Source organism: Latilactobacillus sp. VITA-14 (genome assembly GCF_046580785.1).
In the GTDB taxonomy this organism is placed as follows: domain Bacteria; phylum Bacillota; class Bacilli; order Lactobacillales; family Lactobacillaceae; genus Latilactobacillus; species Latilactobacillus curvatus.
Window position 1 is genome coordinate 1 of the sequence record NZ_JBJKTM010000009.1, and the last position, 25,744, is coordinate 25,744.

23 protein-coding genes and 1 pseudogene are annotated in these 25,744 nt (G+C 42.1%); 5 read left to right on the forward strand and 19 right to left on the reverse strand.

The window, feature by feature from the left end:
- Nucleotides 1-485: 485 nt before the first annotated feature.
- The 5 genes and pseudogenes from ACF1X7_RS05170 to ACF1X7_RS05190 all read right to left on the reverse strand — a co-directional run bounded on the left by ACF1X7_RS05170 (nt 486) and on the right by ACF1X7_RS05190 (nt 5,475).
- Nucleotides 486-1,892, reverse strand: a pseudogene (locus tag ACF1X7_RS05170) (glycoside hydrolase family 1 protein).
- A 77-nt stretch (nt 1,893-1,969) separates the two neighbouring features.
- Nucleotides 1,970-2,392, reverse strand: a complete 423-nt coding sequence (locus tag ACF1X7_RS05175; protein ID WP_039098239.1) for a DUF3284 domain-containing protein — start codon at nt 2,390-2,392, stop codon at nt 1,970-1,972.
- Between the two features lie 103 nt (nt 2,393-2,495).
- Nucleotides 2,496-2,825: a PTS lactose/cellobiose transporter subunit IIA gene (locus tag ACF1X7_RS05180; protein WP_064777404.1), complete on the reverse strand. Its 330-nt coding sequence runs from the start codon at nt 2,823-2,825 to the stop codon at nt 2,496-2,498.
- 302 nt (nt 2,826-3,127) lie between these two features.
- Nucleotides 3,128-4,465, reverse strand: a complete 1,338-nt coding sequence (locus ACF1X7_RS05185) for a DEAD/DEAH box helicase (RefSeq protein WP_039098237.1) — start codon at nt 4,463-4,465, stop codon at nt 3,128-3,130.
- Nucleotides 4,466-4,482: 17 nt separating this feature from the next.
- Complete coding sequence (locus ACF1X7_RS05190; RefSeq protein ID WP_039098236.1) at nt 4,483-5,475, reverse strand: Gfo/Idh/MocA family protein; 993 nt, start codon at nt 5,473-5,475, stop codon at nt 4,483-4,485.
- 201 nt (nt 5,476-5,676) lie between these two features.
- Between ACF1X7_RS05190 and ACF1X7_RS05195 the strand changes: the two genes are divergently transcribed.
- Nucleotides 5,677-6,021 carry a DUF4828 domain-containing protein gene (locus tag ACF1X7_RS05195; RefSeq protein ID WP_146955016.1) on the forward strand — a complete coding sequence of 115 codons (345 nt, stop codon included), beginning with the start codon at nt 5,677-5,679 and terminating at the stop codon, nt 6,019-6,021.
- Nucleotides 6,022-6,073: 52 nt separating this feature from the next.
- On the opposite strand, the gene ACF1X7_RS05200 is transcribed toward ACF1X7_RS05195, so the two are convergent.
- Nucleotides 6,074-6,439, reverse strand: a complete 366-nt coding sequence (locus ACF1X7_RS05200) for a YxeA family protein (RefSeq protein ID WP_411162498.1) — start codon at nt 6,437-6,439, stop codon at nt 6,074-6,076.
- Nucleotides 6,440-6,455: 16 nt separating this feature from the next.
- Nucleotides 6,456-7,205: a GH25 family lysozyme gene (locus ACF1X7_RS05205; protein ID WP_089541972.1), complete on the reverse strand. Its 750-nt coding sequence runs from the start codon at nt 7,203-7,205 to the stop codon at nt 6,456-6,458.
- Between the two features lie 149 nt (nt 7,206-7,354).
- Here ACF1X7_RS05205 and ACF1X7_RS05210 point away from each other — a divergent pair, with 149 nt between their 5' ends.
- On the forward strand, nt 7,355-7,549 hold the full coding sequence (locus ACF1X7_RS05210) for a hypothetical protein (RefSeq protein WP_004270864.1): 195 nt from the start codon (nt 7,355-7,357) through the stop codon (nt 7,547-7,549).
- Nucleotides 7,550-7,573: 24 nt separating this feature from the next.
- Nucleotides 7,574-8,497 carry an SPFH domain-containing protein gene (locus tag ACF1X7_RS05215; RefSeq protein WP_004270863.1) on the forward strand — a complete coding sequence of 308 codons (924 nt, stop codon included), beginning with the start codon at nt 7,574-7,576 and terminating at the stop codon, nt 8,495-8,497.
- A gap of 58 nt (nt 8,498-8,555) precedes the next feature.
- On the opposite strand, the gene ACF1X7_RS05220 is transcribed toward ACF1X7_RS05215, so the two are convergent.
- The 7 genes from ACF1X7_RS05220 to gatC form a co-directional block, all read right to left on the reverse strand.
- Entirely contained in the window at nt 8,556-9,371 is an 816-nt protein-coding gene (locus ACF1X7_RS05220) for an alpha/beta hydrolase (RefSeq protein WP_411162517.1), read from the reverse strand.
- Nucleotides 9,372-9,438: 67 nt separating this feature from the next.
- Entirely contained in the window at nt 9,439-10,731 is a 1,293-nt protein-coding gene (locus tag ACF1X7_RS05225; protein WP_146955020.1) for a PTS transporter subunit EIIC, read from the reverse strand.
- Between the two features lie 223 nt (nt 10,732-10,954).
- Nucleotides 10,955-12,319 (reverse strand): 23S rRNA (uracil(1939)-C(5))-methyltransferase RlmD, encoded by a 1,365-nt coding sequence (rlmD, locus tag ACF1X7_RS05230; RefSeq protein WP_064777409.1) that lies wholly within the window; start codon nt 12,317-12,319, stop codon nt 10,955-10,957.
- Nucleotides 12,320-12,435: 116 nt separating this feature from the next.
- Entirely contained in the window at nt 12,436-13,464 is a 1,029-nt protein-coding gene (locus tag ACF1X7_RS05235; protein ID WP_039098230.1) for a diacylglycerol kinase, read from the reverse strand.
- Between the two features lie 21 nt (nt 13,465-13,485).
- Complete coding sequence (gene gatB / locus ACF1X7_RS05240; RefSeq protein ID WP_004270862.1) at nt 13,486-14,916, reverse strand: Asp-tRNA(Asn)/Glu-tRNA(Gln) amidotransferase subunit GatB; 1,431 nt, start codon at nt 14,914-14,916, stop codon at nt 13,486-13,488.
- Nucleotides 14,916-16,382: an Asp-tRNA(Asn)/Glu-tRNA(Gln) amidotransferase subunit GatA gene (gene gatA, locus ACF1X7_RS05245; RefSeq protein ID WP_039098229.1), complete on the reverse strand. Its 1,467-nt coding sequence runs from the start codon at nt 16,380-16,382 to the stop codon at nt 14,916-14,918. The genes gatB and gatA overlap by 1 nt, the downstream gene beginning before the upstream one ends.
- Nucleotides 16,383-16,384: 2 nt before the next feature.
- Nucleotides 16,385-16,681, reverse strand: a complete 297-nt coding sequence (gatC, locus tag ACF1X7_RS05250; RefSeq protein ID WP_004270869.1) for an Asp-tRNA(Asn)/Glu-tRNA(Gln) amidotransferase subunit GatC — start codon at nt 16,679-16,681, stop codon at nt 16,385-16,387.
- A gap of 314 nt (nt 16,682-16,995) precedes the next feature.
- On the opposite strand from gatC, the gene ACF1X7_RS05255 reads away from it, so the two are divergent.
- Both ACF1X7_RS05255 and ACF1X7_RS05260 read left to right on the forward strand, forming a co-directional pair.
- On the forward strand, nt 16,996-17,529 hold the full coding sequence (locus tag ACF1X7_RS05255; RefSeq protein WP_089541970.1) for a hypothetical protein: 534 nt from the start codon (nt 16,996-16,998) through the stop codon (nt 17,527-17,529).
- Between the two features lie 483 nt (nt 17,530-18,012).
- Complete coding sequence (locus tag ACF1X7_RS05260) at nt 18,013-18,462, forward strand: Rrf2 family transcriptional regulator (protein ID WP_004271312.1); 450 nt, start codon at nt 18,013-18,015, stop codon at nt 18,460-18,462.
- A gap of 166 nt (nt 18,463-18,628) precedes the next feature.
- Here the strand turns inward: ACF1X7_RS05260 and ACF1X7_RS05265 are convergent, their stop codons facing one another.
- The 5 genes from ACF1X7_RS05265 to pcrA all read right to left on the reverse strand — a co-directional run bounded on the left by ACF1X7_RS05265 (nt 18,629) and on the right by pcrA (nt 25,628).
- Complete coding sequence (locus ACF1X7_RS05265; RefSeq protein ID WP_411162499.1) at nt 18,629-19,360, reverse strand: hypothetical protein; 732 nt, start codon at nt 19,358-19,360, stop codon at nt 18,629-18,631.
- On the reverse strand, nt 19,266-19,880 hold the full coding sequence (locus ACF1X7_RS05270; protein ID WP_411162500.1) for a hypothetical protein: 615 nt from the start codon (nt 19,878-19,880) through the stop codon (nt 19,266-19,268). The genes ACF1X7_RS05265 and ACF1X7_RS05270 overlap by 95 nt, the downstream gene beginning before the upstream one ends.
- A gap of 180 nt (nt 19,881-20,060) precedes the next feature.
- Entirely contained in the window at nt 20,061-21,191 is a 1,131-nt protein-coding gene (locus ACF1X7_RS05275; RefSeq protein WP_089541967.1) for a CamS family sex pheromone protein, read from the reverse strand.
- A 36-nt stretch (nt 21,192-21,227) separates the two neighbouring features.
- Complete coding sequence (gene ligA / locus ACF1X7_RS05280) at nt 21,228-23,261, reverse strand: NAD-dependent DNA ligase LigA (RefSeq protein WP_259770057.1); 2,034 nt, start codon at nt 23,259-23,261, stop codon at nt 21,228-21,230.
- Between the two features lie 144 nt (nt 23,262-23,405).
- A complete protein-coding gene (gene pcrA, locus ACF1X7_RS05285) occupies nt 23,406-25,628 on the reverse strand; it encodes a DNA helicase PcrA (RefSeq protein WP_372507390.1) in 2,223 nt (740 codons plus the stop codon).
- Nucleotides 25,629-25,744: the final 116 nt, after the last annotated feature.

The window sequence follows — 25,744 nt, forward strand, 5'->3', positions numbered from 1 at the left end:
AGCCAGTGAGTTGGCCGAACGGCCAGTCTGACTTAAGCTAACAATCGATTCTTTAAATTCATTTGAATATTTAATTGCCATAATAAAAAGCTCCTTTATGATGTATTATATCGAACAGTTTGTCCGTAATTCCATCATAGGAGCCACCTAAAAATACATATCATGGCTTAAACCCGCCATAATATGTATTTTTCTGTTAATCCTCAAAGCCAACCCTTTCGACTGCGCACTCTTATTTTAAACGTGCTGCTTCGAACTGCCTTTTCCGGTTAACCTAAAAATACATACTATGGCTTAAACCCGCCATAATATGTATTTTTCTGTTAATCCTCAAAACCAACCCGTTCGACTGCGCACTCTTGTTTTAAACGTGCTGCTTCGAACTGCCTTTTCCGGTTAACCTAAAAATACATACTATGGCTTAAACCCGCCATAATATGTATTTTTCTGTTAATCCTCAAAACCAACCCGTTCGACTGCGCACTCTATAGTATTTCCCCGTTGCTTTTAATGACTTTTTGGTACCAGTAGAAACTGTCTTTTGGATAGCGGTTTAGTTCTCTTTCTTCTGTTTCGTCGCGATCCACGTAGACGAAGCCATAGCGTTTTTGATAGCCGTTTGTCCAACTTAATAAATCTGTGAAGCTCCATGTCGTGTAACCGATGACCGAAACGCCATCGGTAATAGCTTCGTGGATGGCTTGAACGTGCGCCTTTAAAAAGGCAATCCGGTAGTCGTCGTGCACTTGCCCGCCTTCTTTCAAGGTGTCATAAGCCCCTAAACCGTTCTCAGTAATTAAGACCGGCAGTCCATAACGGCTCTCAATACGTCTGAGTGCGATTCGGATTCCTTCTGGGTCAATATTCCAATCCCAGTCAGTTTGTTGCATATAGGGGTTATCAGCGGTCTTATAGACGCCTGGCAACCCACTTGCTTGGCTAGTGCCCTTTTTACCGGAAGTATTTTGCTTGGTCAAGCCAACGCCACCTTCTAATGGATTAGTCGTAACCGTCATCGTCTGATAGTAATTCAACCCCATAAAATCGGGATGTGCGAGTGGATCGGCTAATAAAGCTTGGTCCGCTTCAGTAATTTCGGGTGCAATCCCGTTTCGTTCGAGATAAGTCATCACTAATTTCGGATAACGGCCCCAAGCATAAACGTCCATCCACAAATCAGCGTTAATTTGTTCAGCATTATCAGCCGCAATTTGATTTTCTGGGTCCGCATTCAGCGCATAAGTTGGGCTGTAGGCAAAACTAGGTCCGATGCCCCCTTGATAGCCTTTTTCATGGAATAATTTAATCGCACTAGCATTGGCAAGGTTTGCCATATGATTAGCTTGATAAGTTCGCTTAGCATCAGTCACTGCTGGCGGATGCTCCACTGTTAAATAGCCGTGAGTGATGAAGATATTTTGTTCGTTCAAGGTAACCCAATGTTGCACACGATCGCCGAAGCGTTCGAACAATAAGCCTGCGTAGTTGGTAAAATCTTCAATAATTTGACGCGATTCCCAACCGCCATATTCGGCTTGCAACGCTTGCGGTAAGTCCCAATGATAAATCGTCACGATTGGTTCAATATCATTGGCAATTAATGTATTAATTAAACGATCATAAAAGGCTAAGCCCTCCTCATTCACAGCGCCTTTACCATTTGGTAAGACCCGTGGCCATGAAATCGAAAAACGATAGGCTTTGAGCCTAGCGCGTGCCATTAGTACCACGTCTTCTTCGAAACGGTGATAGTGATCCACCGCCACATCACCATTCGTGGCTTTGAACGTTTTGCCTGGAATGCGGACAAATTCATCCCACACAGACCGGCCCTTACCATCTTCTTGGTAGGCCCCTTCAATTTGATAGGCTGCAGAAGCTGAACCCTACAAAAAATCTTTAGGAAATGGTGCTTGCTAATTGATGGTATTCCATTACTGGTCATCCTACTTTCTCTCAAAGTCATTGCTTATTGTTCTGCTTGATATGCTTTTTCGATTTGTTTCAACATTTTCTTAAAGCCGCGTTTACGCATGAAACCCATGACAAAGGCCATCAACATATCATTGGTTTGTTGTAATTTGCCATTTACTTTGGCATTTGCGCGATAGATGACTTCAATAGACTGCGGTCCATTCGCGAAAATATCGTAACTTGATTGATAGCTCCCCCGGGTAGAAGTCGTTTCGTAGTGATAGCTCTGATCTTTAATCAGTTGCGTAATCTTCAGTGTCGCCCGATTCTTGCCAAATTGCTTGTCGTACGAATAATTAGGCAACTGCGCTTCAGTTAGTTTATCCCCAGTTTGTTGCTTAATATCAAACAACACTGATTCCAGAATCTTCTGATAAAAATAACTAGCTGGCATTTTTAAATTTAATTTAATTTCCATCCCGTTCCCACTCTTCTCTTCAATGTGCCATTTGTTGCTTTTAACTAAAAAGGGCTCGAACAAAAGTCATTTTGTCCTAGCCCTTTTGTTCATTAGCCAAACTTTAATCGACTGGTACACCGGCCATCTTCTTGTAAACGTCAACGACTTCGCCTGCTAAATCGCGGAAAGTAATTGCGTTCATTAAGTGATCTTGTGAGTGAACCGTCAATAATGTCACTTGCATGTGATCGCCACTTGCTTCTTTGGTTAACATATCTGTTTGTGAATTATGGGCTTCTGATAAAGCAGCATCCGCTTCTGCAAGTTTGGCAGCTGCTGTTTCGAAGTCACCTTCCTTAGCGGCCATGATTGCTTCCATTGAGCTACTCTTGGCGTTCCCACCGTTGATAATTAATCCCATGATTGCTTCTAAGTTCTGTTCTTCTGCCATAGTATGGCACCTCCTATGATCATCTCATCGTGAACCACTTTCGTAACCATTCATTAATTGGTCTAGATATTTCTTCGAGAATGACTAACCAATCCATTAAAAGGCTTTCAAAAATTAGTTCCTGATTGTGAGAGTTCGCCACTATCGCATTTTACGAAGCAAAAGAAAACCCTTACTTATATTGTAATCGCTTCCTAAGATTTGTCAATTAATTACTGATAACCTTTTCACAAACGGACTAGTCCAAAAAAAAGAAACCTTAACAGGTTGTTAAGGTTTCTCGCTCAATCTGGATTAGACCACTAGTCATTATTTTTCTTATGGTAGCCCTTATTCTTTTGATTTCGTTTACGGTTTTTCTTATGTTTTGGTTTTAATGGTACAGCTGGCTGTTGGCGAACTGGTACTAATTTGGCTTTGCGCGCGCTTGTCGTCGGCGTAGCCTTTTGTACTTGTCCTTCTGTTGCTTCACCAGTAGTTGGTACAGCAGATGTTGCTTTCGTTGCAGCAACTGGTGCTACTTTAGGCGTCACTGGTTTTTCGGCTTCCAAATGATCACCAACCAAATAACGGGTCACAAGATCATATTCAGGCGCCAATAACTTACGCAAATTCCGCCCATCGTGTTGATTGCCCAACGTCAAAACAGTCCCGGTGCGTCCCATCCGACCAGTCCGACCAGCACGATGAATGTAAGTGATTTTTGCGTTTGGTACATCAAAATTAATCACATAAGGTAAGTCGGTGATATCCAAGCCACGGCCAGCCACGTCCGTTGCTAGTAAGAGTTGAATCTTACCTTCACGGAAATCTTTGAGCGCTTTTTGGCGTTCTGTTTGGCGACCTTGCCCTGAGAGTGCGGCATACGTTACTTTTTGATGTTTTAACGTTTGTGCAGCTTGTAAGAGTTGCGCGGATTGGTTAAAAATGACCAATCCTCTAAAATTCTTTTGATGTGCTAAATGGCGTAAGACGTTCACTTTTTGAGCGTTACCAGTTGGGATAAATGCATGCAACACTTCCCCACCCGTCTTATCAATCCCACGCACGTCGATTGTTTCGATTGGCACGCCGAACCATGTTTCCAACTCTAATAAGATATCGGTTGATGTTGCTGAAAAGAAGCCAAGTTGCACATCGGCAGGTGATTCTTGCACGATATGGCGGGTTTCTGAAAGCCCGCTATCCGTCAATAATTCGTCAGCTTCGTCCATAATAATCGCTTGGAGTGTATGGAATTTCACTTTCCGTTGTTCGCTCAATTCTAATAACCGACCAGTCGTTGCCACGATAATCTCTGGTTTGGCCTTAAGCCGTTCGATTTGGCGTTTAACATTTGCCTTCCCCGTAATCGCTTGGACATTACAGTCGATTGCCTTGGCATAAGGTTGAATGACGTCCCGTGTTTGGATCACCAATTCCTGTGAAGGGGCCAAAATTAAGACTTGTAGCCCTTCGCCCGGCATAATTTTTTCTAATAACGGCAATGAAAACGCGAGGGTTTTCCCAGAACCCGTGGGTGCCAGTCCTAGAATTGATTGGTCTTTTTTCAGTGGTTGATAAACTGCCTCTTGGATGGGTGACATTTCTGTAAATCCTTGTTCATCCCATAGTGCTTGAAATAGTGGTGAAACGCTCATGTATTGCCTCCGTCATGTTAATCTGCATCAAATGTTATTCCGGCCGACTGTCTTAATTGATATAAAACTTGGTTGACCGATTCACTTAGCTGTAATAATTCATGATACCGTTTTGTGTCACGATTAGCAATCATCGCCGCGAAATTTTCTGCCTCAGCAACCATTGGATTAGCAAGTGATTGTTCCCCTAGTGACTCAATCTTTTGCCCACCTTCGCTGTAGCGGTCAACACTGCCGATTGTGCCGGCATTATCGAGGACAATCGTCGTTTGGCCACCATAAATTTCAGACGTTAGATAGGAATCAACGGTTTTGCCAAAAATCAACGTGACGTTAAAGGTTGGATAACGCAGTGTTGCGACCCCTTTACCATCCACTCCAGTTGGTAACAATTCAGCTTGATAATCGACTGAATCGGGCACACCAAACCAGCTGACGGCATCATAGACGACATACACGCCGAGATCTTGTAAAGCTCCTCCAGAAAAATGTGGTGAGAAAATATTCGGTTCTTCACCTGCTAAAACAGCGTCATAGCGTGATGAATATTTCATATAGCTCAAGGTCGCGCCATTGATCGCCGGTAATGCGTTGATGGCTTGTTGTACAATCTTAAAGTTGGCCTCATGAATATGACGTGCTGCTTCGAATAAGAATTGGTCTGGATGTTGCTTTAATAATGTTTGCATGGCTGCCATTTCAGCCGGATTACTGAAGGCAGGTTTTTCCACGATGACATTTTTACCCGCTAAAATTGCTTGCTTCGCTTGTTCAAAGTGCAGACTGTTAGGTGATGCAATGTAGACGGTTTCAAATTCATTGGCATTCATAAACCCGTCTAAGTCAGTGTAACTTGTGGCTTCTGGTGCGTGATACTTCGTTTTAAATTGGTCGGCTTTATCTGCCGTCCGTGAATAAACAGCTGTTAACTTAAATGATTCAGATTCCCGGGCCGCATCAACAAATTGTCCCGTAATCCAGTTAGTCCCAATAATCCCAAGTGTTTGCATTATAATCAGCTCCCTTATTTAATACTGCCAGTATACGGGATTTAGATCTAGAAGCCTATCGAAAAGTTTTTCTACTGATAAGAATTCCGCCACTATTCACTTCTTTAACCATTCCTTAAAAAAACAGTCGTGAGTCCGATAATTAATTGTCCGCAAACTAACTATTTCGTGGTAGAATAATAGTAAGTTGGGGTGTGACTTATGCGATTTTTTAAATTTCAAAAACCACAAGCAATTTTAAATCGAACCATTCACCAGTATCAGCAAAAAGTTCGGACGACTCAAGCGAGTAAAGTAGCGACTTTTTATGCTGGACACTGGTCTTTTAATGACAACCAAACCCGAAAAAAACACACATTAGAAATTACTCCGAACTTGTTGGTGCAAATCGATCATAAGCCATTGAGTGGTCAAGTCATTTCCCTCACGGAAAACGAATTGGTCTTTCTCGATCACTACGGCTATCAATTAAAAATTACTTGTGAAAATCAACGGCCCGTTTCAATTTACGATGAAGCCGAAGATATGGATTATCTAATCGAATAGCTATTAAAAAAGGCCCATAATGCTCAGCGTTATGGGCCTTTTTAGTTATTCTTTATTGGTTCAACATTTTTTGAGCTTTATCTGGGATTTCGTTTTTGGCAACCTTTTCCCATGAAACCACACCCTTATTTTTATTGACGATTAATTTGAGGTACGCATTTCGTTTAAGCGGCGTTGATTTGTTACCATTAAAATCAACTTTTTTGGTAACACCATCTTCATTATAAGCTGCTTGTTGATAGTTATAATCGATAACCGTTTCCCCTGCTGAATCCTTTTCTTCCATTCGTGTTCCGTTTGAAACAATCTGTGTATAGTAAGCTTCCCCACCGTAATAATAGCTATGAATTCCCCAACTACCACCGATGAAAACCACCACGATTGCGATTAATAATAACCAGCCTTTGTGTTTAATCATTATTTTCTCTCCGTTTCTATTTAATAGTCTGCCATTGCTGCTTGGTGCCAGTAAAAACTGCTAACTGATAGTTCGTCTGATTATCACTGTTTGGAATCCGACTAGCCATTGTGTATTGCCAGAACCCGTTCTTAGTCGCCAATGTTGGCTGTTCCCGCGTAGTTTGCCACAATGGATAGTCTCCTTTGTGTGGCACATACCGTTTTAATAAGCTGGGTGCACCACCAATGAGACAATTTTGATGATAATGTTGATTAATCAAGGTCACTAGCTGCGCCAGTGCCATTTGCGTTTTCTTTTGTGCGGGCGGTTGTTGTGCATAGTCGTTATAATAATCCAAATAGATCATAATTGGTAAATCACCCGTCTGGCTGCCAACTGCTTTAAAAAGTTGGTCAGCTTGGCGTTCAGGCGAACTATCAAAACTAAAAAAATGAAAGATGCCCACGCGTAAGCCAGTGCCACTTGCTCGACTGTAATTGGTGTCGAAATTATCATCCTTGTAACTGGCCCCTTCAGTTGCTTTTAAATAAACAAACTGAATACCGTCCTTTTTTAACCCGTCAAAATCTTGGTAACCATCTGACTGACTTAATTGCATCCCTAGAATCGGATATTGCGTCGCGCTTGGTCGATCCGAACGGTGTTTCAACCACCAGATAGCACCACCAAGACACAGAGCTACCGCGATAATGCCGATAATTATTTGTCGCCAATAGCGCTTTTGGAAACTGTCTTGAAAAATCGGCGTCACTTTTCGTCTCATCCACGGTTCCTCCATTTCCAGCCTTAGTACGCTTAGTTTACTATCTTCATGCATTCGAGACAAGCCACCTAACAATTTTGTTCGTTACTGTCACTTAGAGTTGCCTTTTATTGGTAATCAGATACAATGTGAACAAAGGGAGGCGGAATATGTTAGATGAACGCTTAGTGGGGTTAACGTTTACTTTACAGGATGCTAAATCAACCGGCACCGTTAATTTTTTTGGCATCTTATATCATTACCGTGTCGAAGGACCAGCTAGCGCTGGCTTACTCGTCATGGTAACGGCCGTCACACCTTTAGCTTTAATCGTGACAGCACACCACAATATTCTGGCGTATTAAGCCAGACAAAAGGGAGTTTTTATTATGGGTATTTTCATCAGTATTTTAGTCATTCTTGTTTTAGTGATTGTTGCAGTCACCCTTTTTTCATCATTTGCCTTGATTCATACCGGGGAAGTTGGGATTTTGGAACGCTTAGGGGTCTACGTTAAAACGCTTGATCCTGGTTTCCATTTGGTCATTCCATTCATTTATCACATCACAGAAATCGTTAATATGAAACAAATCCCCTTAAAAGTCGCTGAACAAGAAGTCATTACCAAAGACAACGTGGTTGTTATGATTTCGGAAACGATTAAATATCACATCACTGACGTCAACGCGTACGTTTATAAAAATAAAGATTCCGTCCTAAGTATGGTCCAAGACACCCGTGCACAATTACGTGGGATTATTGGGAACATGGACTTGAACGATGTTTTAAATGGCACCGAAAAAATTAACCAAACCCTTTTTGAACAACTTAGCGAAGTAACAGCCGGCTACGGCTTAAACGTTGATCGGGTCAATATCGATTCAATTCAAGTGGCCCACGACATCCAAGAATCAATGAATAAATTGCTCCGTGCTTCGCGTGAAAAAGAAGCCAATATTATGGAAGCCGAAGGGCTCAAAGCCGCCGCAATCCGTAAAGCTGAAGGGTTAAAAGAAGCGAATATTCTAGAAGCCGAAGCCAATAAACAAACACAAATTTTGGAAGCTGAAGGGAAAGCTCAAAGTGAACGAACAATTGCCGAAGCTGTTAAAGATCAAATTAATTTGATCAATGCCAGCTTAGTCAATAACGGCGAACTCTATCTTCAATATAAGAATATTGAAGCGATGGAACACATCGCAGACGGTCAAAATAACACCATTGTCTTGCCAAATAAGTCAATCGATAGCTTGGGTAATTTGCCAGCAATTGGTGCTCTGGTTCAAAAAGAAAGTACCAAGCATTCTAATTAATGAGTGCCAATAAAAAAGGCCCCAGAATAACAACCTTACTGCTATTCTGGGGCTTTTTTTATTGGTCTTCTGAAGGTGTTGAATCCTTAGGTGTTGGTTGTGTATTGCGGGTGTTCTTTTTGCTGAGAATGTATTGTTCTAACAAGGCCACAATCTGTTGATTCTGTGGTAGATCAGAGTGTTGTGCTTGGTCACCTGTCACTGTAATTTCGGTGTAGTGCTTGACTTGTCCTTGATAAATGTACTTTCCCGCCTCTACACTACGCGCGGGTACAATCCCATCATTTTCAAAGTTTTCCGTTCCCGCAATTGAATACATCGATAAGTTCGTCGGAATATTTTTACGTTTCTTAATGAAATCCGTCAGCATCTGTGACTTATGCGTAATCGACGTTTCGGAAAAGTTATACGGCGAACCAATCGTCATCAACTTCTTCACTGTAATATCATCGCGATTAAAATAATCTTCTAAAAAAGCTGTATAAATTAAGCCACCATTGGAATGGCCAACCGCTTTAAAGTTATTAAATTGATACTTCTTAGTCAACGCGGTAAACGCCAGCGAAAACCATTTAGCTTGCTTTTGAATATTACTGTAACCGTCCTTATTATTTTCAAAACCAACCACGATAAACGGTTCATTATCCCGCGGTTTAATTTCCCCTGAATAGCTAATCTGATTATTTTCATGCACAGTTAGTTTTAACAAGCTGTGCCGATTCCCGCGGTTAGCGTTCAATTTAGCCACTAATTCATCAAACCGATTTTGGGTTGCACTACTCCCTGGAATAAAAATTACCGGTGACATTCGTGAATCATGGCGCTTAGCTAAGGTCATAATGCTCTGGCGACTCCATTGAGCAGCTGGCCACATTAATCCGCCGATCAAGGCCAAACTAATGACTAACAACCAGAGGCTTTTTTTTCTTAATTTGGCCAATTTATGCCGCCTCCTTTACGAGTGCTAATTGATCTTCCAATTGGACAAACGGCTTGTAGATCATCACACCGACGACAACGTTTAATACCGTCACCGCCAGCGCGACTAAATCACCGTTGGTGCCCATGAACGCTTGCAATAAGCCGGGGGTCCCAAGTGGAACCGTGAAGACTACCGACGGCATGAGATTCAATGCAACTGCTGCCGATGCAATCCCCATGTTTACCAGTGGTACCAATAAGAATGGAATCACATACAAGCCATTTCCAATGACAGGCATTCCCACAAGGACCGCGCTATTAAAGTTAAATAAAACGGGCAACAACGACCATCGACCAATCAAATGATAATCCCTTTGTTTGCTGAAGATGAAAACGGCAATCACTAAGGCTAATGTCCCACCCGTCCCGCCAATCGCACCAAAGGGTTCATACAAAGTCCCTAACGTGAACGGATATGGAACGTGCCAAGCCGTGTGATGACTAAACGCATAGTTTAAGTTGGCCGAAGATGCGATTCCCTCACGCCCAAATTGGGCCAATGTTGGCATACTCGTTAATCCAAAAAAAGTTAAGCTAGTGGCCGCTAAACCAGTCCCCAACGTGAAAAGCAGACCCGTTTGATTTGCTTTTAGTGATTGTAATCGTAAGATGACTTGATCTGGCAAGATTGAAATCGCCAACCAATTTAGCAGGACACTCAGCCCTAAAATGACGCCGAGCACCAATAAAATCGCCCACATAGAATCCAATGAACGTCCTACTGCTGACCCATTCAGCGGTAAATCACGCCGATGAGGTCGCCCTAATTTTTTGAAGGCTAATCCAGTCAGATAGCCGACTAATAGGCCAAAAAATAAGCCCCCCATTCCCAACATCTGGCTATTGAAAGATAAGCCCTCATTTGGCGTCAACCGTAACGCTAAGATTAAATAGGCAATGAGCCCCGTAATGCTGGCTAATTGTTCATCACGCTTATAGTGTTTGGCTGTATAGCGCGCCGCACACATCGCTGCTAATGCCGCAACGATTCCTAACGTCAAACTCGTAATGCTGTCAAACATCATCTGAAAGATATTCCGTTTACTCAACCAATTCGAAAGATGAAATACATTCACAACAAAACTATTCCGGTTAAAAAGTGCTAGCTGGATGAGTTGGCTGATACTCCCAATCAAGACAAATGGAAATAACAACGTTAAACTTCGCTGCATAATCTGATAGACCGCCGCGGATTGGAATCGGTTAAAATGTTGCGCTAAGCGCATCATTATAGATTGTTTTTTGACATTCATGCGTTAACCCTCTAAACATGTTTTGATAATTTCATTCTAGCCGACCTTCCGCTTAAATGCACGTCTGAACGCAAAAAACGGGTCGCTACTTTCCATCTCTGGATAATAACGACCCGCTGCCATAAACCATCTTCTTCCGTCTAGCTACGTCTGTCAAATAACCAACTTGTTGGTTATTCGCCAGCCTAGGCTATACTCAGAAGTTAACCGCCACAAACGCACTTTATTTTAATACTAATTTAGTGACACTTTCGACGTGTAGCGTTTGTGGGAACATGTCGACTGGTTGTGTGCTTTCTGCTTGGTAGCCTTGGGCTGCCAATAGTTCTAAATCACGCGCCAATGTTGCTGGATTACAGCTGACATAGACCATCTTGGCTGGTTTTAATTGACCAACGGCTTCAATGAAGCTAGCTTCCAACCCTTTACGTGGTGGGTCAACAATCAAAACATCGACTTTTAAGTCATCTGCTTGCCATTGCGCCATCACTTCTTCGGCTTTACCGAGTGTAAATTCAACGTTTTCGATGCCGTTAATCTTGGCATTGTGCCGCGCATCCATAACAGCTGATTCAACAACTTCAACACCGTAAACTTGCTTAGCATGTTTAGCGACTGCTAATGAAATCGTCCCAATCCCTGAATAAGCATCAATGACTGTTTCGTTCCCGGTTAATTCAGCAGCTTCGATCGCCTTGTTATACAAGACTTCCGTTTGCACTGGGTTCACTTGGTAGAATGATTGTGCTGAAATTTCGAACTTCAAGCCCATTAATTCATCACGAATAAAGTCGCGACCAGCGATTAATTTTGTTTCGTCACCAAAGATGACGTTCGTTTGAGCAGCATTGACGTTTTGCATGATGCTGACCACTTCTGGTAAAGCTTTTTTGATTTCAACGGCGATTTCACGGGCAGCCGGTAATTTCTTACTCCGCGTGATGAAGACAATCATCATTTCGTGGCTGTAATAACCACGGCGAACCATAATGGTCTTCAAAACACCCTTATGCGTATCTTCGTTGTATGGATCAATGTAAAAACGACGCAAGATATCACGAATGACCTTGATAGCTTCATCAATCTTAGGATCTTGAATGTAGAAGTCTTCCATTGGCATCACTTGATGACTGTGTTTCCGGTAGAAACCAGTTGTTAAAGCACCATCGATAAACCGAACAGGAACTTGTGCCTTGTTCCGGTAACCCGTTGGATCATCCATCCCTAAAACAGGTTGCACTGGAATATCTAAATGGGCTTTTTGGAAGACGTTCAAGACTTGGTTACGCTTGAAATCTAATTGGGCTGGGTATGCCAAGTGTTGTAATGGCGCAATCCCAGTTTGTGAGTAAATGTTAGCTTTTGATTCAACTCGGTCTGGGCTTTTCTTCAATAAATTAACTAAGCGCGCAAAACCATATTGTTTATTGACCTTTGTGACTTGGATTTCAGCTTGTTCATCAGGCAAAACGTCTTCGATAAACAACGGATAGTTGTCGACTTTAGCGACCCCCATGCCTTCATAGGTTAAATCCATAATATCAACCGTCAATGTTTCATTTTTTCTTACAGGTGCTTGTATTTTCATAGTTACCTCTTTTTAATTGTGTAAAAAGAGTCTGAGACAAAACTGAGTTTTGCTTCGGACTCTTTTCTTAGCTACAAGTGTGCGGTCAATCCGCTCACGTTATCCAATGTTTCAGTTTAACCTATTTTACCATCGCCGTCTATGTCTTCTTCAGAAATCGCTTCGACTTCCTTTACGAATAAATCTTCGGCAGACTGCTGAGTAGGTGTTTCTGATGTAATAGCGTGATCTGGAATATCTTCCTTATTCACATACATCTCGATATGTTGTTGCAAGTTGGTAAAGGTCATTGGTGCATCGCCACCGTATTCACCATCTAAATTAATCATCATCTTAACGTCATCATCACCAGGACGCGCAACTAGTTTTGACGTCTTGGTATAAATGACCCGTGGATCATTAACGTGTTTGCCACCTTTAATGACGAGTGCGATTAAATGGACTAATTCGGCCATGTTGGCTGTCTTAACCACAATCAACGAGAAATTACCATCATTCAGTTGTGCATCCGGCGCAATCTGTTCAAATCCACCAACTGAATTGGTTAAACCAAGTAAGAATAGGGAAGCTTCCCCATCATACGTACCTTCATCATATTCCAGATGCATCTTAATCGGTTTAATTTGGGGTAACATCTCAGCACCTTTTACGACATACGCGAGATAGCCAAAAATTGACTTAAAGTCTGAGGGGACTTCATAGGTCAATTCGGTTAGCAAACCACCACCAGCAATGTTCATGAAGTAATTGTCATTGGCTTGACCGATATCCATCTTAAGCGTTTGGTTCTTCAAAATCACGCGGGCTGCTTCAACCGGATTATCACGCGGAATCTTCAAAGCCCGAGCATAATCGTTTGTTGTCCCAGCAGGAATCACGGCCATCATTGGGCGTTTTTCCAAGCCGGCAATGCCGTTGACGACTTCATTAATTGTCCCATCACCGCCAGCGGCAACGATTAAATCGAAGTTCGCCTTTGCTGCTCTTGTGGCCTCTTTTTGCGCTGAAGCTTCTTCAGGCGTTGTTTGAAAAGCACTCGCTTCATAACCCGCTTGTTCCAAAATATCCAGAATATCAGCGATACTACGTTTCATCACTTCATGTCCTGAAGTTGGATTATAAATTAACCGTGCACGTTTTTGCATTCGAATCTCCTAGAATATCAATTATCGTTTGTTCAATTCGGCCATCAACAAGTCATTGACAACTTTCGGATTAGCTTGACCCCGTGTTTCCTTCATAATCTTACCGACTAAGAACCCAACTGCGCGGTCTTTACCGTTCTTGAAATCGTCAATTGATTGTTGGTTGTCATCTAAAATACCTGTGATGATTGGTGTCAACTTAGCAGGGTCTGATAATTGGACCATGCCTTTAGCTTCAACCCAGGCTTTTGGATCCGTGTCATTTTGGATAATTTCTTGGAAGACTTTCTTAGCAATCTTCGATGAAATAATCCCGTCTTTAATCAAATTGATCATTTGGGCTAAGTGGGCAGGTGTGAGGGCTGTCTCTTGAAGGTCAATTTGTTTGTCGTTCAAGTAAGCATTCACTTCACCCATCAACCAGTTAGAAACTTGTTTTGGTGCGGCGCCATCAGCAACAGCTGCTTCAAAGAAGTCAGACATTTCCTTGGTGTTCGTCAAGACACCCGCATCGTATTCAGGCAAGCCCAATTCATCCACATAGCGTGCACGCCGTTTAGCCGGCATTTCAGGCATATTGTCTTGAACTTCTTGTAACCAATCATCACCAATGTGTAATGGTGGTAGATCTGGTTCTGGGAAATAACGATAGTCATCCGCACCGGTCTTAACCCGCATGAGGAATGTTTCGCCTGTTTTTTCGTCAAAACGACGGGTTTCAGGGCGCACTGTTTCGCCAGCAATCAAAAGTTGTGATTGACGCTTGATTTCATAAGCTAACCCCAAACGGACGTGATTAAAGGAGTTCAAGTTCTTCAATTCTGATTTCACACCATATTGCTTCGCACCGATTGGTCGCACAGAAATGTTAGTATCTACCCGCATTGAACCTTCTTCCATCTTAACGTCAGATGCGCCAGTAAATTGAACAATTTGGCGTAACGTTTCAAGGTAAGCATAGGCTTCTTCAGGCGTTGACATATCAGGTTTTGAAACAATTTCAATCAAGGCAGTCCCTTGACGGTTTAAATCGACATATGAATAGCCGTCAGAGCCATGGGTATTCTTCCCGGCATCTTCTTCAACGTGCAATTCGGCAATCCCGATTTGCTTTGTATGGCCATCGACTTCGACTTCGATATAGCCATCTTTACCAAGGGGTTGTTCGTATTGTGTGATTTGGTAAGCTTTTGGATTATCTGGATAGAAGTAATTCTTCCGGTCGAAATGCGTATCGCGCGCAATATCAGCGTGCAAGGCAGTCGCAACCATCATCCCAAGTGTGTATGCCCCTTTATTCAAGGTTGGCAATGTCCCAGGATAACCCCAGTCAATCACATTCGTGTTAGTATTCGGTTCTGCACCATAGTTTACAGGAGATGGACTGTACATTTTTGAATTGGTTTTTAATTCAATATGCACTTCAAGTCCGATTGTTGTTTCGAAATTCATTAGGCTTTTCCTCCTTTGAAGCTTGGAACGTTCTTGTTAAATTGAGTTGCTTGTTCAAAGGCATAACCTGCGCGATAAACAGATTCTTCATCAAATGCTTTCCCAATAATTTGTAAACCAACTGGCATGCCATCTACTAAGCCGGCAGGCACTGACATTGCTGGTAAGCCAGCCATGTTAGCAGGAATTGTTAAGATATCGTTCATATACATTGTCACTGGATCCGATACTTTGCGACCCAAGTCAAAAGCGGTGGTTGGTGTTGTTGGTCCAACCACTAAGTCGTAGTCTGCGAAAACTTTTTCAAAGTCGCGCACGATTAATGTCCGCACTTGACCAGCCTTCTTGAAGTAAGCATCGTAAAAGCCTGATGAAAGGGCAAACGTCCCTAACATAATCCGCCGTTTCACTTCATCACCGAAACCTTCAGAACGTGATTTAACATACACATCTTCAAGTGTCTTGGCTTCAGGTGAACGATAACCATAACGAATCCCGTCAAAACGTGACAAGTTAGATGAAGCTTCACTTGAAGCAATAATGTAGTAAGTTTGGACGGCATACTTAGAATTTGGCAAGCTGACTTCGTCAACGGTTGCCCCTAATGATTTCAAAGTTTCAATGGCTGTTTCGATTTGGGCTTTAACGCCTGGTTCGACACCTTCTGCCATGTATTCTTTGGCAACAGCAATCTTCATACCTTTGATGTCACCATTTAAAGCGGCACGGAAATCAGGCACTGGGATATCAGCACTCGTACTATCTTTTTCATCATGACCACTGATGGCTTGTAAAACAGTCGCATTATCAGCAACTGTCCGACTAAAGACCCCAACTTGATCAAGACTTGAAGCAAAAGCGATCGCACCCCAACGTGACACACGGCCATATGTTGGTTTGATGCCGACAATCCCATTAAATGCAGCTGGTTGGCGAATTGAGCCACCCGTATCTGTCCCTAGAGAAGCGATGACTTCACCGGCCGCAACTGCTGCTGCAGAACCACCTGATGAACCACCAGGTACTTTGTCTAAGTTCCAAGGGTTCTTTGTCTTCTTGAAGGCTGATGTTTCTGTTGATGAACCCATTGCGAATTCATCCATGTTGGTTTTACCGATCACAATTGCATCTTTAGCTTTTAATTTTTCAACAACCGTTGCATCAAAAACCGGCGTGAAATTTTCAAGCATCTTGCTGGCAGCAGTAGTTGTTAAGCCATCTGTTAATAAGTTATCTTTAATCCCAATTGGCATCCCAGCTAATAAGTTATCTGCATCAATTGGTTGGGCGTCCACTTTGGCAGCCGCAGCTTGTGCACCAGCTTCATCGATTGCTAAAAAAGCATCAACTTGTGGTTCTCTCTTGTCAATTTCAGCAACTGTTTCAGTTACCAATTGGCTAGCAGTTAAGTCACCAGCCACTAATTTGGCATGGATACTTTGTAAATCTTCATATAAGTAGTTCACGGCTAGTCTTCCTCCTTATCCATAATGGCAGGGACTTTCAATAAGCCGTCCGCTGAATCTGGTGCATTCTTCATTAAAATCTCGCGATCTGTGCCAGCTTGAGCCACATCTTCGCGGACAATATTTTGAAGGTTATTCACGTGGGTCGTCACTGGGACACCCGTTGTATCAACTTTATTTAATTCATCAGTCATTTTCATGATGTCTGCAAGTTGTTCAGTAAATTGTTCTAACTCAGCATCGCTAAAAGCTAGTTTTGAAAGTTCTGCGACATGCTGAACTTGTGTTTTATCAATCATGAGTAAACCCCTCTTCTAATTCTGTCACTTTTATCCATTCTGATTAATTTTACCATATATTAACGTATAAGAAAGTGACATCCCTTGGAATTTACTAGTTTTTCCTAATCTTTACCGGTTTCAGCAGATATTGAAATATATTTTTACTTTCTTTTTAAAAGCGTAATTGAATGTTATGCAATTCATTAGAAGGCGATATGTTTTATAATAATTTATCATATATAAGCATTCGTTTAATCTTATATTCTGAGTACAGATAATAAGTTGTGAATAATGTACAAGATTATCATTAACTTATAGATAAGTGTTATAATATGAAAATCAATATCTCGGAACACCTTGTAGCAGTAGCAGTTTTAAGTTTAATGGGTGGCATTGTCTTACAAAGTACGACCGTTTCAGCAGCGACCACTTCGGTTGGTGTAACTATCACTGGTGTAACACCTGGAATGGCCGCTAAAGCCAAAGAAGCAGCCGCAGAACAAGCCGCTTTAGAAGAAGCATGGTTACAAACAGAAATCGATGACAGCGAACCTGTAGAAGTTACCGAAACAATTGGCGGTCAAACAACTCACTACTGGGAATCAGCAGATGGCTCACGAAGCACAACTGCCCCCGCGGAAGCTCAAGACGAAACAGTAGCCGCACCGGAAGTAGCACCTGAACAATTTGAAGAAACAGCAGTTGAAGAAGACCAACCAGCCGAAAACTTCAAACCAATGCCTAAGAAACATGACATCGATCAAAAAGCAATTGCTTTCAAACAACTCACAACAGATTGGGCTAGCAATCAAATCATGTCATCATTGGAAGACTTAATCACTAAGGCTTTCCAACTTAACAAATAACACTCAGTATTAGCTAAGCGGCAAGTATTGTAACCAAGCATCCCCAGTTTTGAGTAGTTTCAAAAGCAACACTCAATAGTCTGTCGGTGTAACTTACGGATTTACCCATACTAGAAGTTACTAAACTATTTAGAATTGTTTTTTTCCTATTTTAAACGTTTATAACCACTCCACTGCTAAAATGATTTCATTAAAGTTTGATGAGTTCACCCAAAATTTTGGGTGAATTTTTTTATTGCTTAATGATTTTTCAAAAATAAGTCTAATTTTAATGGACATTTCACAACTTATTTCATGCTCATAAAAGAACCCAAACCTACTGATAGAAGCAACTTAATTGATTATCGGGCTGTATTATCGGTATCCAGTCTGAACTCCCTTCATGTAATTTTCATTTACGGCAGACTCTGGCTAGCCTGATTACAGCAGAACACCTCAATAGGTGTTATACTCTTAATAACATCTTTTTAAAAGGAGTCTATCATGAAAAAATCAGTCCGTTTAAGCAATGCCGTCCACCTGATGACCCTGATTGCTTTAAACCCGTTTGATAACCTTTCTAGTCAGCGCATTGCTAAAAGCATCAATACTAACCCCTCTTTTATTCGCCAAATCATGGGACAACTTAAGACAGCTGGCCTATTGACGAGCGTTAAGGGCCATGCCGAGCCCAAACTAACGAAAGCTCCTGACCAAATTTCGCTCTGTGATATCTATAAAGCCGTCGATGATACCCGGTTATTGAACATCGATACCCAAATTGATCCTAGTTGCGGCCCCGGACAAAATATTCAATTATCGCTTGCTACCTATTACGATCAAATCCAAGAAACTGCTGAACAGCAAATGCAAGCCATCAAACTAGCCGACATTATCGAACAATATCAACAACGTCTCGTTGAAAATCCAGAATTAAAACTTTACGAAAACTAACACACAAAAAGGTTGGGCAAATTGCCCAACCTTTTTGTGTGTTAATCCTCAGCGGATATCCGGCTGATGCCGCACTCTTTTCTTTTAAACGTGCTCTATCAGCCAACCGCTTCCGGTTAACCCTGAATGGCAAACAATCGCTAACCCGGTTATTCACCATTCTGTGTTAATCCTCAGCGGATATCCGGCTGATGCCGCACTCTTTTAGATTTGCTAGTACCTTTACTAAGTCATACTTAACTGCAATACCGCGGTCCATTAATTCACGTGGCACAATCGCATCTTTGGGATTAACGGTGATATATGTTGCTTGTGGATTTTGGTACGTCAGATTCATAAACGGTTCCTTAATAAACATCGGTGTCATCATACCCACACCTAGTTCTAAATAGACCGTTTTTTTACCTTCAGCTTTTTGAATAAATTGACGATACTTTGCGTATTGCTTGTTGTAGTGTTGTCCTTCAAGGAATTCATAACCACGGACCCATTCCAACATTTCAGCACCACATTTAGGGCACCGCGGAATTAAGTTTTCGGGTAAATGGCCATTTTCAATTTGCGGAAATAATTGATCAACAACTGTCTGATTAGGATAGACTTGATCATGACATTTATCGGCACATTGAAAATAGGACCAGTCACCCTGAATCGTGGCGACATCTTTATCTGGAAAAGCTTTCGAGAATTGCACGTCTTGATTCGTCGTTATCAAATCATAGTCTCTATCCTTTAAAATGGCTTTCAAGTCCTGATACGGTTGGTAAACTGGTTCATGTAAAACAAAATGAATTAAAGACAGCTTAAAGCCCCATAAATCGCCGGGATTGTACCAATCGGGACCAGCCGCAGCCGACATGCCGGCTGCGGGAATATTGATTTCGTGCGGTAAATTCAACGTACTGATTATTAGCACCAATTCCTAATTCCAGAATCACCACGTTTTGTGAACGGTACTTTTGAACAAATGCGTTAAACTTAGCTTGTTGCTTTTGAATCATCGGCATTGGATTTTGATTGTTACCAAAATTACCTTCCACTTCAAAAATCCGTTCTTCGTCAAATCCACTCAGTTGAAAATGCATGTTGCCATTTGATGTGACAACAAAGTATTCATGACCGCCCACCAACTGCTTTAAATCGCGAAAGACAGGTGTACTTTCATAGTGATCAACCATATAATCGAACAATACTTTGTAAAATGCATCTCTTTCAGCCACTGTTGGATAGTTGTAAAAAGCCCCTTGAAGAATATTCATAATCCCGTAGCGTTCATAAAAAGTCCCAAAGTGGGTCATAAACGCTTCGTCGTGTGCAAAAATATTGTAACCTTCCGTAATTGATAGCCCATTACCAGCACTAATAATGACGGCATCCGCATTGTCTAGCCAATTCCGTGCTGTTTTAAACTCGTTCATGATGCTCTCCTTTGGTGTAATAAATAAAATAACAACAATATTACATATTGTACACTGTTATTTTTAAAATTACAACCACTGACTTTTAAAGGTCCAAAAAAATAGCATCGACACCTGCGTTAGTTGTCGACGCTATTTTTTTGCCTATCAGTCATAACTGACTGTTGTCGCACTCTTTAATTAATAACTCCCGAATACGTGGGTTGAGAACCCTTTACTGCCGGCTGCTCGGCCTACGTAAGCTTGCACCCCCTCTGCAGACGAGATTGAAATATCTAATGGAATATTTTGTGGTAAATATTTATCAGCAGCGGTTGCAATGTATTGTGTGAAACTCATGATTTCTGTTTCACTGTAGAATTGTGTATTAACGGTGATGTTCATCCCAGCCAATACACCATCTTCATAGTGTGCTTGAGCCGTGACACCACTCAAGTTCGGGAAGAAGGTTTGGACTTGTCCTTTAAAACTAGTAAACGCGTCCGCATCACTTTGATTGACCGCTTTTTCATCATTAACGAGTGGGAAAACTTGGTTGGCTTGGTTCATTTTGTGCCATGAATCAATCGTTGTACTACCGTTTTTGCTGACCCCATAAGCGAAGAAGGTTCCGCCCACTAAACTATCTTTAGGTGCTTGTTTGTAAAGCCCCACCACGATGGTTGTCTTACTCAAACCTTTTTTCTGCCGTAAACGCGTTAAGACCTTATTAGCCATTTGTTTACCTTGTTGCGCCATCATGGCACTAGAAATTTTGGTTTCAAAAGTAGCACCATATTGTTCCTTGGCATAGTAATCCACTTGATTCATCCCAAGACCAATACTCATCCCTTCAAGCGCACCATCTGCCCCTAAGAAGTCTTGTTCTAAGATTTGTTGGAGATACAGTGGATTCCGCTTATCCGGTTCTTTTTCACCATTATCTTCTGGATTTAAGCCAAGTGTATTATCTTTTGATTGACGTGCCAACCATTTTTGCGCTTCCGCCGTTTTGATGGTTTGACCTTCTTGGTAGAGGTATTTATCAGTAGGGAATTGTTTTTTAGAAATGTTTAATAAGCCACTTTCCAAACTCTTCACATCAAATGCCGTGTTACTTTGTTGTGTGGTTAATCCACGTGTCTGACTTGTCTTGTATTGGTTATTATCAATAACCCCTTCATACATGCTGTCAGTCACTTTCCCGGTCGTTTGTAGCTTTTTAGTCGACTTAATTGATGATGACGAACTCAAATTGCTTTGTAAACTTGTACAACCTGCCAACAATAAAACCGTTGCGGCTGCAACTACCCATAATTTATACTTTGCCACTGAAAATGGCCTCCTTATAAGTCCTAATTGATTCGCTTATTGCGCCAAATAACTATCTAGGTCTGCTTCGTTGATAATTGGAATCTCCAATGCTTGCGCCTTGGTTAATTTACTGCCGGCATCTTCTCCAGCAATCAAAATATCTGTTTTTTTCGAAACTGAGCCGGTCACTTTAGCGCCGTTATCTTCAAGTTGTTGTTTCAACTCACCGCGGGTATATTGCGATAGTTTACCGGTCAAGACAACCGTTTTTCCGTTAAAGTAACTATCACTATTTTCAGCTTGTGCCTTTGTCACCCCAGTATAGGTCAGGTTGACTTGCACTTCAGCCAATTCACGAATTAAAGTTTGTACTTGATCATCAGCAAAATAAGTCGCTAAGCTATCCGCAATCGTCTCGCCAATCGTATCAACCGACATAATTTCTTCTTGATCACTGGCCATCAAAGCCTCCATCGTCAAGAAATGTTCCGCTAATAAACGGGCTGCTTTGGCACCAACATGGCGAATCCCTAATCCAAATAATAACCTTTCTAGCGAATTCTGGCGACTAGCTTCAATTGCATTTAACAAATTATTAATAGATTTTTCTTTAAACTTATCCAGTTGCGCAAGTTGATCGGCCGTTAAGCGGTATAAATCGGCAACATCATGGACCAATCCTTGATCCAATAATTGGGCAATAATCCGTGGACCTAAGCCATCAATATTCATCGCATTTCTGGAAGCAAAATGCGTTAACTGTTCCTTCACTTGTGCCGGACACATTGGGTTAATACACCGCAATGCAACTTCTTCATCCAAATGAACCAATTCATGACCACACGAAGGACATTCTGTCGGAATCACATACGGTTGACTGTCAGCCGGCCGTTTAGCCAGTACTACTTGTGAAATTTCTGGAATGATGTCGCCCGCTTTGTGTAATAAAACCGTGTCCAACAAACGGACATCTTTATCACGTAACATATCAGCGTTATGCAATGAGGCGCGCGCGACTGTTGTACCAGCCAACTGGACAGGATCCATCACAGCGGTTGGCGTGACAACCCCTGTCCGACCAATTGTCCATTCGATGTCACGAACAATGGTTGCCGCTTCTTCAGGCGGGAATTTATAAGCAATCTCCCACCGTGGCACTTTAACCGTATTACCGAGTTGGCGTTGTAAAGCTAAGTCGTTAACTTTTAACACAACCCCATCGATGCCGTATTCTAAGTCATCCCGCGTTGCTTGATAGCGCTCGATAAAGGTCTTTACCTCTGTCATATTATGACAAACTTCAGCGGTTGGATTGACGTTAAAGCCGAGTTCTGCAAGCACTTCAAGCGCTTCGTACTGGGTTGTCGCTTGCACATCGTCAAAGGTGACAATCGTGTACATAAAGGCACTCAAATTCCGCTCAGCCGCTATTTTGGCATCTAATTGCCGTAAACTACCAGCAGCCGCATTCCGCGGGTTTGCAAATGGCGGTTGGCCTTCTGCTTCCCGTTTTTCATTTAATGCCGCAAAAGAGGCTTTGGGCATGTAACATTCACCACGGACCTCAATAGAGACTGGCTTGGTTAATGTTTGCGGAATCGCCTTGATGGTCTTAAGATTCTGGGTAATGTCCTCCCCAATCGTCCCATTGCCTCGCGTCGCACCACGGACAAATTGCCCTTTTTCATAGATCAAGTCAATCGCGAGTCCATCAATTTTTAATTCGACATTATATTCGATGGCATGCTCAACGTTTTTTTGAAGTCGATTATCAAAAGTCGCGAGTTCTTCCTCAGAAAAAACATCGCCCATTGATAACATCGGTACTTCATGCGTCACTTTCTTAAAGCCAGGCAGAACTTGATCACCGACTTTTTGAGTGGGCGAGTCATTAGTAACAATGATTGGAAAGGCCGCTTCTAACGTTTCTAAGTCGCGATACAATTCATCGTACACGTGATCTTCGACAACTGGGGCATCTTTGGTGTAATAGGCTTCGCTGTATTCAGCTAATGTCTGGCGGAGTTCTTGGGCCGCCGCTGCCGCTTCAGTTTGCGTATATTGATCGATTGGTTTAGCTAATCCCATAATGAAGACTCCTCACTGTTTATGATTTGAAATGTGCTTTTTAAAGCTGACTCTTGTGCTTAGCTTCGTATTGCAAACGACCGACTTTGTCGGTCATTCACAACACTGTGCTAATCCTCAGAAGATAACCGTCGGAAACGCACTCTATTCTACTTTTTCAATTGGTGCGAAGCTTGCTAGTAGTCTTTTAACGCCTTGTTCTTTGAAGGCGATATCTAGTTCTTGGTCGTTGCCGGTCCCGTTGACCTTGACAACTGTGCCAATGCCCCACTTCTTGTGTTGGACTTTTTGGCCGGCTGTCCAAGCACCGCTGTTATCGCCGCCAGTTGTGTCGGCAATCTTGTGACTCGTCGTTGTTTTATTTGCATTGTACGTTGTAGCCGTTGCGCGTGCATAACGATTGCTCTTACCAAATGGCACATTGCGTTCTGGAATACTGCCAGCATTGCCATTTGCGTAATCCAATAATTTATCATCGATTTCGCCGACAAATCGGGACGCTTGGTTACTTTGTTGACGGCCGTATAACATCCGTGAATAAGCGTTGGTTAAATACAATTTGCTTTCAGCACGGGTAATCCCAACATATGCCAAACGGCGTTCTTCTTCCAGTTCGTCTTCTTCTAATAAAGCACGTGATAGTGGGAAGATGCCTTCTTCCATCCCCATCAAGAAAACAACTGGAAATTCAAGTCCTTTAGCAGCATGCAAGGTCATCATGGTCACTTCACTGGCTTCTTCTTCGACTGAATCTAAATCAGAGACCAATGATAATTCGGCTAAGAAGTCCACAAATAAATCACTGTCATCTTCTTCTGGTTCATAATGTTCGTCGAATTGTTTCGTAACTGAGAGTAATTCTTCAATATTTTCTAAACGACTTTGCGCTTCGAGGGTGTTTTCAACTTCGAGCGCTTTTTTGTAGCCAGTCTTATCCAATAATTGTTCCGTTAATTCCGTCACGTTTAAAAATTCGCGCATCTTCGCTAAGTCACCAATGACGTTGCCAAAATCGATCAACGTCTTGCGACTCTTACCTGGAATGGTTGAGAGTTCCGCATTTTGCGCTGCTTCAAGTAATGACCATTGATGATCATCCGCGAATTGCGTTAATTTTTCGAGAGTGCCGGGGCCAATTCCCCGTTTCGGACTGTTAACAACCCGTTCAAAACTCATTGAATCAGACGCATTCACGACTAGGCGTAAGTAAGCCAAGATATCCTTGATTTCTTTACGATCGTAGAACTTATGCCCGCCGACCATCTTGTATGGCATGTTGGCTTTGACAAACGCTTCTTCAATTGACCGTGATTGGGCATTTGTCCGGTATAAAACGGCAAAGTCGCCGAATTTACGTTGGTTCTTTTGCATTTCTTCTTGGATCTTCGTAATGACAAAGAGTGCTTCGTCACGTTCACTTTGACCCCGATAATAAGTAATTGGTTGTCCTTCGTTATTTTCAGTCCACAATTCCTTAGGTTTACGATATTGATTATTGTTAATCACACCGTTGGCTGCTTCTAGAATCGTTTTGGTTGAACGGTAATTTTGTTCCAACATCACTGATTTAGCATCTGGATAATCATGTTCGAAGTTCATGATGTTGTCCATGTTAGCGCCCCGCCAACCATAAATACTCTGATCGGCATCCCCAACAACACAGAGATTCTTGTATTTCTCAGCTAACATGTTAACCAATGTGTATTGCGCTTCATTGGTATCTTGGTATTCATCAACGTGGATGTATTGGAATTTTTCTTGATAGTGTTCAAGCGTTGGTTTGTTTTCTTTAAATAAGCGGATCGTTTGCATGATTAAATCATCGAAATCGAGCGCTTGATTTTGTTGGAGTCGTTTTTGATATTCGGTGTAGCATTGGGCCACAATTTTTTCGAATGGTCCGTTTGCTAGACCCGCATAGTCGCTTGGTGTTTGGAGTTCATTTTTGGCGTTACTAATCGTGCCTAAAATCGCCTTTGGTTCAAACTTCTTCGTGTCGATGTTTAAATCCCGACAAACATGGCGCATTAACGTCAATTGTTCAGAAGGATCCGCGATTGTAAACGCGCGATTGTAGCCAATTTGTTCAATCTCCCGACGTAAAATCCGCACACAAAGGGCATGGAAGGTAGATACCCAAACATCTTGAGCCCCTTCGCCGAGTAAGTTACCGACCCGTTCACGCATTTCACGCGCCGCTTTATTCGTAAACGTAATCGCCAGCACGCGCCATGGTAAAACGTGCTTTTCTTCAATTAAATAAGCGACCCGATGCGTTAACACCCGGGTCTTCCCACTACCAGCACCCGCCATGATTAAAAGCGGGCCTTCTGTTGTGAGGACCGCTTCAGCTTGCTTATCGTTCATCCCTTGTAACAATTCTTTTTCAGACAAATTAGTCATCCTTCCGTAAATACAATCAGCCTATATTATACCAAACTAGATAGGTAGAAAAAAGCGAACACGACCTAGTAAAACGGATT